This window comes from Nocardia sp. NPDC059764, from assembly GCF_042732555.1.
In the GTDB taxonomy this organism is placed as follows: Bacteria; Actinomycetota; Actinomycetes; order Mycobacteriales; family Mycobacteriaceae; genus Nocardia.
In genome coordinates, this window is the sequence record NZ_JBHWHH010000270.1 from 1 (window position 1) to 7,067 (window position 7,067).

8 protein-coding genes and 1 pseudogene are annotated in these 7,067 nt (G+C 67.1%); 4 read left to right on the forward strand and 5 right to left on the reverse strand.

Going from position 1 to position 7,067, the window contains the following annotated elements; all coding sequences use genetic code 11:
* Window positions 1-107: 107 nt before the first annotated feature.
* The 5 genes and pseudogenes from ACFV4K_RS33895 to ACFV4K_RS33915 all read right to left on the reverse strand — a co-directional run.
* Window positions 108-284, reverse strand: a pseudogene (locus ACFV4K_RS33895) (SDR family NAD(P)-dependent oxidoreductase); the annotation flags it as partial.
* A complete protein-coding gene (locus ACFV4K_RS33900; RefSeq protein WP_379280381.1) occupies window positions 281-1,852 on the reverse strand; it encodes a flavin-containing monooxygenase in 1,572 nt (523 codons plus the stop codon). The gene ACFV4K_RS33900 and the pseudogene ACFV4K_RS33895, both read right to left, overlap by 4 nt.
* A gap of 16 nt (window positions 1,853-1,868) precedes the next feature.
* Complete coding sequence (locus ACFV4K_RS33905; RefSeq protein ID WP_379280382.1) at window positions 1,869-2,750, reverse strand: metal-dependent hydrolase; 882 nt, start codon at window positions 2,748-2,750, stop codon at window positions 1,869-1,871.
* Window positions 2,751-2,781: 31 nt separating this feature from the next.
* Window positions 2,782-3,246, reverse strand: coding sequence for a metal-dependent hydrolase (locus ACFV4K_RS33910; protein ID WP_379280383.1), 465 nt, complete (start codon window positions 3,244-3,246; stop codon window positions 2,782-2,784).
* A gap of 104 nt (window positions 3,247-3,350) precedes the next feature.
* Entirely contained in the window at window positions 3,351-3,890 is a 540-nt protein-coding gene (locus ACFV4K_RS33915) for a TetR/AcrR family transcriptional regulator (protein WP_379280384.1), read from the reverse strand.
* A 277-nt stretch (window positions 3,891-4,167) separates the two neighbouring features.
* On the opposite strand from ACFV4K_RS33915, the gene ACFV4K_RS33920 reads away from it, so the two are divergent.
* The 4 genes from ACFV4K_RS33920 to ACFV4K_RS33935 form a co-directional block, all read left to right on the forward strand.
* Window positions 4,168-4,458: a SulP family inorganic anion transporter gene (locus ACFV4K_RS33920; RefSeq protein WP_379280388.1), complete on the forward strand. Its 291-nt coding sequence runs from the start codon at window positions 4,168-4,170 to the stop codon at window positions 4,456-4,458.
* Window positions 4,395-4,589: a hypothetical protein gene (locus ACFV4K_RS33925; RefSeq protein WP_379280385.1), complete on the forward strand. Its 195-nt coding sequence runs from the start codon at window positions 4,395-4,397 to the stop codon at window positions 4,587-4,589. Before ACFV4K_RS33920 ends, ACFV4K_RS33925 begins: the two co-directional genes overlap by 64 nt.
* Before the next feature lie 12 nt (window positions 4,590-4,601).
* Window positions 4,602-6,401, forward strand: a complete 1,800-nt coding sequence (locus ACFV4K_RS33930; RefSeq protein WP_379280386.1) for an alkyl/aryl-sulfatase — start codon at window positions 4,602-4,604, stop codon at window positions 6,399-6,401.
* Window positions 6,401-7,067 (forward strand): hypothetical protein (locus tag ACFV4K_RS33935; RefSeq protein ID WP_379280387.1); only part of this gene is annotated, 667 nt, incomplete at its 3' end. The genes ACFV4K_RS33930 and ACFV4K_RS33935, both read left to right, overlap by 1 nt.

The window sequence follows — 7,067 nt, forward strand, 5'->3', positions numbered from 1 at the left end:
GGTCTCGCTGATGACTTCACGCACCTTCAGCTGGTGGGCGCGAGCGGTCACGGCGCTCTCCTGCCGAAGACCAGCTCACCGGCCGCCTGAATGCGGTCCATCGACAGGGCCTGGGTCCCCTCGGCCTGGATCAGCGCCACCGTCGAGAGCGCCGCGTCCTTGTCGATATCGGAGACGATCACCTGGGAACCCATGCGCGCGAACCGCAGTGCCGTCGCCCGCCCGATCCCGCTGCCCGCGCCGGTGACCACCACCAGCTTCGGATCGGTGGCATTGAGTTTCACGAGACCTCCTCCGAGAGCGCGACCGTCTCGGCCGCGACCGGCGCACCCACCGTGTAGCGGTAGACATCCAGATCGAAATGCCGGTTCTGCCAGTACATCTCGCCGTGCGTGGACGGCCGGAACGGCGAATCGCCGTGATTGTCGAGGTAGTAGGTGTTGGAGCCCTCGCACACCGGCGTGAACAGGAAGTTCTTCCGCTGCCGTCGCAGGCACTGCTGGAAGTACTCGTCGTGCACCTCCTGCCGGATCTCGACCTCGGTGGCGCCGCGCGCCTTGGACTCGGCGATGACCCGCGCCAGATGCGCCGAGGTGGCCTCGATCATCCAGATGTAGGAACCCAGTACGAACCCGTACGGCCCGGTGATGGTGAACGAGTTCGGATATCCGGGCACCGAAACACCCTGGTAGGACTGGTATCGGTGCTCGTCCCAGAACTTCTCGAGATCCTGCCCGCCACGCCCGCGCACCGGGAACGGCGGAATGGAGCCCTTCTCCCACAGCTTGAAGCCGGTGGCGCAGACGAGCACGTCGACCTCGTGCTCGGCGCCGTCCACGGTGACTACCCCGCGCTCGGTGATCCGCGCGATGGAGTCGGTGACCAGGCTGACGTCGGGCCGATTGAAGGTCCGCAGGTAGTCATTGGACATGGACGGCCGCTTGCAGCCCAATCCGTAACGCGGCGTGAGCTTTTCCCGCAGGTCCGCATCGTGGACCTGGGACCGCATCCAGCGCCGGATCGGCGCCTCGGCGGCCCGGCGCACGGTCGAGGTCAGCCAGGCCGGTCCGGCCACCATGCCGCTCATGGCGACCTCGGTGCCGAGATTTCCGGCCAGGCGCAAGGCGGTGCGAATCCGGGTATTGCCCAACACCATCCGCCCGAGCGGCCCGACCTCGGCGTCGTTCTTCGGGAACACCCAGATGGGCGTCCGCTGGAACACGGTCAGATGCTCGGTCTCGTCCACGATCGCCGGAATCAGTTGCAGCGCGGTGGCTCCGGTGCCGATGACCGCCACCCGCTTCCCGGCCAGGGAGACATCGTGATCCCACAGCGCCGTGTGCACCAGCGTCCCGCCGAAGTCGTCGAGTCCGGGAATGTCGGGCATCTTGGGCCGTTCCAGCCCGCCGATGGCCAGCACGATGCACCGCGCGGTGAGCTGCTCCCCGCCGTCGGTGCGCAAGCGCCACAGGCTGTTCCGGTCGTCGAAGTCGGCCGCCATGATGGTGGTGTTCAGCCGCAGTTTCTCCCGCAGCCCATACTTGTCGACCATGCCCTCGGCGTAGTCCCGCAGTTCGGTGCCGGGCGCGAAGATCCGCGACCAGTCCCCGCGCTGCTCGTAGGAGAAGCTGTAGATGAACGACGGAATGTCCACCGCCACACCGGGATAGGTATTGGCGTGCCAGGTGCCACCGACCCGATCCCATTTATCCACGATCACGAAATCGTGGATTCCCCTCCGTTGCAGTGCGATCCCGCTGCCGATGCCCCCGAATCCGGCGCCGACCACGATGACCTCGTGGTCGGGCCGGACGGCGGACGGCGCACCCGTGCCACCGCGCTGTGTTGCCATGTCGGTCTCCTCCGGCTCAGCCGATACGGTCGGACAGTTCGCCGTCCGCGCCGAAAAGCTCTCGCTGCCATTGCGCGAGCAGCGCGTCGGTGTCGATATCGTCGGGATGGAAGCCCGGCCGCATATAGGGCCGCATCTCCTTCAACAGGCCCTTCACGATGGGCCCGCGCGCCAGCCGCACCGTCTGCCGCGCCACCTGCCACGGCCGCCAGCTGCGCGGATCGCTGAGGATCGAGGCGAGCACGCCGAGCGACACCACCGGGATGGTGAACACGTACATCCCCGCCATCACCCCGATCCGCACGACCTCGGTCCCGCCGGTGGCCCGGAAGACGTCGAACGCCACGGACTTGTGCTCGAGTTCCTCGAAGGCGTGCCAGTTCAGCAGATGCCACACCTCCGGATCCCCCGGAATGTCCTGGATCTCCTGGCTGCTGAGAATCCGTTTGGCCAGTGTGGCCGTGTAGTGCTCGGCCGCGGCCGTGAACGCCAGATGCACCTCCGGCGGCACCGCGTTCTCGATCGCCATCACCCCGTGTTCGCGCAGCGCGCCCGGCGTGAAGGTGAACAGCCGGACGATCGGGAAGCCGTTCTCGATCAGCTGCTCGTTCAACCGCCGATGCTGCTGCCCGTGCACCGCTTCCTGCCCGATGAATCCGGCCACCCGTTTCCTGAGCACCGGATCGGTGACCTGCCCGGAGAATTTGCGCACCGAGCGGATGAACGATTCCTCGCCCGGCGGGAACGCGCCGGAGAGCACAGCGATCAGATGTGTCAAAGGGATATCGCCCCGGACGAATTGGTGCGCCATCGGCTCGGGGTCGCCGAACCGGAAACGCATGCGCCGCACCTTCGGGTAGGGCATGAGGGACGTGGAGTCCTGCCGACCGATCGTCATTGGCCGGTCCTTTCTGGCAATGGAGTTGTGACTACTTCAGGTGGTCGACGAGCTGGCCGTCGTCGCCGAAAAGCTCTGACTGCCACCGGGACAGCAGGGCGGAGGTGTCGATGTCGTCGGGGTGGAAGCCGGGGCGCAGCTCCTCGATCCACCGCATGCGCTCGACGGCTCGCGGCGAGTCCGGCCAGGCGATGGGATAGCCCAGCTCGACCAGCTTTTCGTTGAGTTTGCGGTGCTCGAGCCCGTGCATGGCCTCCTGTCCGACGAAGCCGGTCACCCGCTTCTTCAGCACCGGATCGGTGACCCGGTCGGCCACCCGGCGGACCGAGCGGATGAAGGACTTCTCCCCCGCCGGGAAGCCGCCGGACATGCCGGCCACGAAATGGCTGTAGACCATGTCGTTCTCGACGAAGTACTTGTCGCTGGAAGCGCGATCGAATCGGAATCTGATACGGCGGGCCCGGGGATAGGTCTGCGCCGGAAGGGTATTCGCCATCTGGACCATCCTTGGTGCGACACGAAGTACCTAGTACCGCGTGTTCGATCAACCAAGTGTAGGACTGTCCCAGACAGTAGGCAAGGGCCCGTCCGGGCCCGGTTTCAGCGAATGAAGCGCTCCACCATCCGCCGCTCGCTCGCGGCATCGGCCAGCGGCCAGGTCAGCAGTGAGAGCACGATGCGCACGATCCATTGCACCGCTTCGTCATCCGGCGCCACGCCGGTGAGCAGGGTCGCGATCCGCCCGAGTTCCGGCGAGCTGGCGAACGCGCCGTCACTGCCGCCGGCCCGGGTGCCGGCGAATCCCTTGGCCAGCACCGGATCCGAGCGCACCGCCGCCACCGAGGCCAGGATCGCCTCGACGATCCGGCGCGAACCCTCGTAGCGACGCACGGTCGCGGCCACCCGCTCGGCGACCCCCACCGCCGACTTGGCCATGACCGCGTCGAACAGTGCGGCCTTGCCGGGGAAGTGCCGATAGAGCGTTGCCCGCGAACAGCCGACGGCCCCCGCGACATCGTCCATGCCCACCCGGTCGAAGCCCCGCGTCTGGAACAGTTCCGAGGCGATCGCGACGATCCGATCCGAGGCGACCGATCGCCGCACCCCACCCGTCAGCCAGTCCACGCGCTGCTCGGCCACCATGCCACTCCTCACCGGTGAAGATCAGGTCTCATCCTGAGACGTAGGTCCGGATTCGTCCAGGGGTCAATCTGAGCAACAGACCGGTCTCAATTTGCCGGAAGTTCGCCCGATCTATGCAAGGCTGTTTCCGGACGCGGCGCGCCGCGTTCTACTTGATCTGGGTTCAAGCTTGTCGACGGCTGATCGGGCAGCGAGGAGACATACGCGTGGGCGCAAGCGCGGCACGTATCCGGCAACGCATCGGCAAACCAACAGCTAAAGACTTATCGCGAGCATCCCCGGCGCGCTGCCCGGGCTGTCGCTTCCGAACTGGGACGCCGTGCCGCACTTGACCGCCGGCGCGCTGTCGGTGGCGCTGGTCGCGCTGGCCCAGGCCGCCAGTGTCGCACCGTCCATGCCCAACCCGGACGGCAGCCGCTCGAGCGTCAACGCCGACTTCACCGCCCAGGGCATCGCCAATCTGGGCGGCGGCCTGTTCTCCTCGAACGTTACAACCGCGAATTGCACAGCGCCGGTGGGCGACTCGTGCTCGCGGACGTGCAACCGGAACTGGCACAGGTCCTGAAACACACCGGGCTCACCGATGAGCTCGGCGTCGACGGCATCGTCGGGTCCGAGCCCGAGATCTTCGGGCCGGTCGCCAAGGCCGTCGACCTCGGAACCACCTGGATCGACAGTCGGAAAACCCAACAGTGAGGTGACAGCACGATGACAGCAGCACCCGTCGATCGCACCGATTTCGACAATGCCAATCGGGGATTCATCTCCCGGCTCGAGCCCGGCCTGGTCCCCGGCAAGAACGGCGCCGTGGCCTACGACGCCGACTCCTTCGACTTCCTGAAGGCCGAGGGCGCCGACACGGTGCTCCCGAGCCTGTGGCGGCAGTCCCAGCTGACCGCGATCCACGGTCTGTACGAGGTGTGCAAAGGCATCTATCAGGTTCGCGGCCTGGACATCTCGAACATGACGCTGATCGAGTCCGACAACGGCGTGATCGTGGTCGACCCGCTGGTCAGCGCCGAGACCGCGGAAGCCGCGCTGAAGCTGTACCGGGAGAGCCGCGGCGACCGCGCGGTCACCGCGGTGATCTACACCCACCCGCACGCGGACCACTTCGGCGGCGTGCTGGGCGTGGTCGACGAGAACACCACGGTGCCGATCATCGCGCCCGAGCACTTCATGGAACACGCCATCTCGGAGAACGTGTACGCGGGCACCGCCATGCTGCGCCGCGGCATGTACTACGCGGGCGCGACGCTGCCGCGCAATCCGAAGGGCATGGTCGGCATGGGCCTGGGGCCGGTCGCCTCGGCCGGCGAATTCGGCCTGCTGGCACCGACTCTCGACATCACCGCGACCGGGCAGGAGGAGGAGATCGACGGCGTGCGGTTCATCTTCCAGATGACGCCCGGCACCGAGGCCCCGGCCGAGATGAACTTCCTGCTCCCCGACCGCAACGCGCTGTGCATGGCCGAGAACGCCTGTCACACCCTGCACAACATCCTCACCCTGCGCGGTGCGCAGGTCCGCGACGCCCGCATGTGGTCGCGCTACATCGCCGAGGCGATCGAGATGTTCATCGACCGCGCCGACGTCGTGTTCGCCTCGCACCACTGGCCGACCTGGGGCCGGGACAATATCGAGGAGTTCCTCACCCAGCAGCGCGACACCTACGCCTACATGCACGACCAGACCGTGCGCCGGATGAACCAGGGCGAACTGGGCACCGAGATCGCCGAGGACTTCCCGCTCGCGCCGGAGTTGGCCGCGCAGTGGAACAATCGCGGCTACTACGGCTCCATCAGCCATGATGTGAAGGGCATCTACCAGCGCTATGTCGGCTGGTACGACGCCAATCCGGCGCACCTGTGGCTGCTGCCGCCGACCGAGCAGGCCACCCGCTACGTGAAGTTGCTCGGCGGCGTGGACGCGACCGTGGCCAAGGTGAAGGAGTTCGCGGACGCGGGCGACCTGCGCTTCGCGGCCGAGTTGGGCAGCCACGCGGTCTTCGCCGACCCGTCCCACGCCGGGGCCAAGGAAGCCCTGGCGGCGGTGTTCGACCGGCTCGGCTTCGGCTCCGAGAACGCCACCTGGCGCAACTGTTTCCTCACCGGCGCACAGGAACTCCGCCAGGGCATCACCGCGACCGCGCTCACCGCCAGCCAGGCCGTGGCCCTCGCCATGAGCGTCACCCAGCTGTTCGACATCCTGTCACTGAACATCGTCGGATCCAAGGCCTGGGCCGACAAGTTCAGCATCGCTTGGCATTTCACCGACAGCGGCGAGGACTATCGCATGGAACTGAGCAATGGCGCGCTCATCCATCACCCGGCCACCCGCAAGCGTGACGCCGACCTCGACGTCACGCTCACCAAACTCGGTCTGCTGCAACTGATGGCCACCGGCAAGTTCGACGGCCTGCAGACCAAGGGGGACACCGGGGTGTGGCAGCGGCTCGGCAGCCTGATGGACAAGGCCGATCCCAACTTCGCGATCGTCACGCCGTGATGAGCACCGATCCGATAGCACGGGCCGAGCAGCCGCCGGGCCGCCTGGCCTCGATCGAGACCATGGGCCTGACCGGCATCGTGTTCGCGGTGCTCGCCGCGATCGCGATCGAGATGCTGCGTGAGATGCCCGGCTGGGGCGCCGATCACGCGGTCGTGCAGCAGTGGTTCTCGCAGTCCGGCAATCGCACCCGGATGACGGTGGTCGTGCTGATCATGCTGGTGGCCTCGGTGGCGCTGCTGTGGTTCATCGGCACCATCCGCCGTCGCCTCGGCGCCGGTGAGGATCAGCTGTTCGCCACCGTGTTCCTCGGGAGCGGGCTGCTGCTGATCGCCACCCTGCTCACCTCGATCAGCGCCTTCGCGGTACCGGCCACCCTGGCCGACCAGGTGAGTCCGGACGCGGCGGCGGACGCGTACCCGGTCAGTCACGGCCTGGGCATGATCCTGGTGACCGTCATCGCGCCCCGGCTCGGGGCGGTCCTGATGCTCTCGCTGGCCAATCTCGCCCGCATCACCGGCGCGTTCCCGCGCTGGCTGACGCTGTTGTCCACGGCGGCAGCGGTTTTCATGCTGATCGCGGTCACCACCTCGATCCACATCGCGTGGATCCTGCCCGCCTGGGCGCTGGTGGTCGGCGTGTTCATCATGTCGCGTCGAAAGCAAT